Raw genomic sequence first — 2261 nt, 5'->3', positions numbered from 1 at the left:
GTGCTGGCGGTCCCCGGGCGCCGCGCGGGAGGATGGAACCCCGACCGCCTTGGAGTGATCGCCGTGGGAACGACCGTATTCGAACGCCGCCGGCCGCCGGCATCCGTCGTCGAGCACTCGCTCGCCGAGACGCAGCAGCGCGTGTTCTGGCTCGACGACCTCAGCGACGACGCGAAGCGACCACGACCCAGGTTGAGCGGCGAGCGCGTCGCGACGCTCGCGATCGTCGGCGGTGGCTACACCGGGCTCTGGACGGCGGTGCTCGCGAAGCGACGCAACCCCGAGGCGCGCGTCGTGCTGCTCGAGGCGAAGTCGATCGGCTGGGCGGCGTCCGGTCGCAACGGCGGCTTCTGCGAGGCGAGCCTCACCCACGGCCGCGAGAACGGGATGTCGCGGTGGCCCGAGGAGATGCCCACCCTCGAACGCCTGGGCCTCGAGAACCTCGACGCCATCGAGGCCGCCGAGTCCGAGTTCGGCATGGACTTCGAGTTCGAGCGGAACGGCGCCCTGTCGCTCGCGGTCGAGCCGCACCAGGTGGAGTGGCTGCGCGAGGAGGCCGCCGCGTCATCCGCTCGTGGCGACGAGAGCGTGCGCTTCCTCGACGAGGCCGCCGTACGCGCCGAGGTCGACTCGCCCACCTACCTCGCGGCCGCGTGGGACACCCGCGGCAGCGCGATCCTGCACCCGGCGAAGCTCGCGGCCGAGCTCGCCCGCGTGGCCGAGGAGCTCGGCGTGGAGATCTTCGAGCACTCCCCCGTGCGCCGCATCGACACCCCGGGGTCGACGGGCGCCGTCACCCTCGTCACCGACCGCGGCTGGGTCGTGGCGCAGCGGGCCGTGCTCGCCACGAACGTGTTCCCGAGCCTGCTCAAGCGCAACCGGCTCATGACGGTGCCCGTGTACGACTACGCGCTCATGACCGAGCCACTGACCGCCGAGCAGCTCGCGTCGATCGGCTGGTCTCATCGCCAGGGACTCGGCGACCTCGCGAACCAGTTCCACTACTACCGGCTCTCGCGCGACAACCGCGTGCTCTTCGGCGGGTACGACGCGGTGTACCACTATGGCCGCCGGGTGCGCGAGCAGTACGAGCACCGGCCCGAGTCGTACGAGCGGCTCGCCGCGCACTTCTTCACGACCTTCCCGCAGCTCGAGGGCCTGCGGTTCAGCCACCAGTGGGCGGGCGCCATCGACACGAGCACCCGGTTCTGCGCGTTCTTCGGCACGGCCCGCGACGACCGCATCGCGTACGCGGCCGGGTTCACCGGGCTCGGGGTCGCCGCCACGAGGTTCGCCGCCGAGGTCATGCTCGACCGGCTCGAGCAGCGCGACAACGAGCGCACCCGGCTGCGGATGGTGCGCGAGCGGCCGTTGCCGTTCCCTCCCGAGCCCGTGGCCGCCATCGGCATCAACGCCACGCGCTGGTCACTCGACCGCGCCGATCACACCGAGGGGAAGCGCAACGTGCTGCTCAAGACGCTCGACGCACTCGGCCTGGGGTTCGACTCATGAGCCCCGAGACGGGGATTTCGGGGGCGTCGGGCGCGGCGCCGGGTCCTCGGCTCGATCCGGGCACCATCGCGGATGCCGCATCCGTCACCCTCGAGCACCTGCCGGTCGAGACCGAGCAGGTCATCGCCGGCAGCCCGACCACCGGCCACCTCGTGCTCGACGACGACGGTGAGCGAACGGTGGGCGTGTGGGAGATGACGGTCGGAGCGATGCGCGACGTGGAGGCCGACGAGGTCTTCGTCGTGCTCGCCGGCGCCGCGACCGTGGAGTTCGAGCATCCGCACGCCTCGCCGATCGTGCTCGCCCYCGGATCGGTCGTGCGACTCGAATCGGGCATGCGCACGATCTGGACGGTGCGGCAGACGCTCCGCAAGGTGTACGTCTCGCCGTAGGCGAGCGCGTCGGTGGCATCCGGCAGACTGGACCGGTGAACGCCACCGCACCCTCGGCCGCCGTGACGGCCGTCGCGCGCGACGACGGCCACCGCTTCTCGAAGCCGGTGCGAGCGGAGATCGAGCTCATCGCGGGCCACGGCATCGAGGGCGACGCCCATGCCGGGGCGACCGTTCGCCGCCGCTCGCGGTTCCGCGGCACGTGGACGGAGGTCAACGTGCGCCAGGTCCACCTGCTGCAGCGGGAGCTGTTCGACGAGCTCGCGGTCGAGGGGCACGAGGTCGCGCCCGGCGAGCTCGGCGAGAACGTCACCACTCAGGGCCTCGACCTGCTGGCCCTCCCGCTCGGCACGCGGA

Annotated in this window: 3 protein-coding genes; all 3 read left to right on the top strand. The window is 72.0% G+C overall.

Annotation, left to right across the window (positions count from 1 at the left end; all coding sequences use genetic code 11):
* Nucleotides 1–63 precede the first annotated feature (63 nt).
* Nucleotides 64–1512, top strand: a complete 1449-nt coding sequence (locus AC1DY2_RS18850; RefSeq protein ID WP_476763804.1) for an NAD(P)/FAD-dependent oxidoreductase — start codon at nucleotides 64–66, stop codon at nucleotides 1510–1512.
* Nucleotides 1509–1904, top strand: coding sequence for a cupin domain-containing protein (locus AC1DY2_RS18845; RefSeq protein ID WP_476763803.1), 396 nt, complete (start codon nucleotides 1509–1511; stop codon nucleotides 1902–1904). Before AC1DY2_RS18850 ends, AC1DY2_RS18845 begins: the two co-directional genes overlap by 4 nt.
* 35 nt (nucleotides 1905–1939) lie before the next feature.
* Nucleotides 1940–2261, top strand: a 322-nt coding sequence (locus AC1DY2_RS18840; RefSeq protein ID WP_476763802.1) for an MOSC domain-containing protein, incomplete at its 3' end; no start/stop codon positions are given.

Source organism: Agromyces sp. P1_H4 (assembly GCF_056405255.1).
Note: the sequence above shows the minus strand (reverse complement) of the source record. Positions and strands in the feature narration are given on the sequence as shown.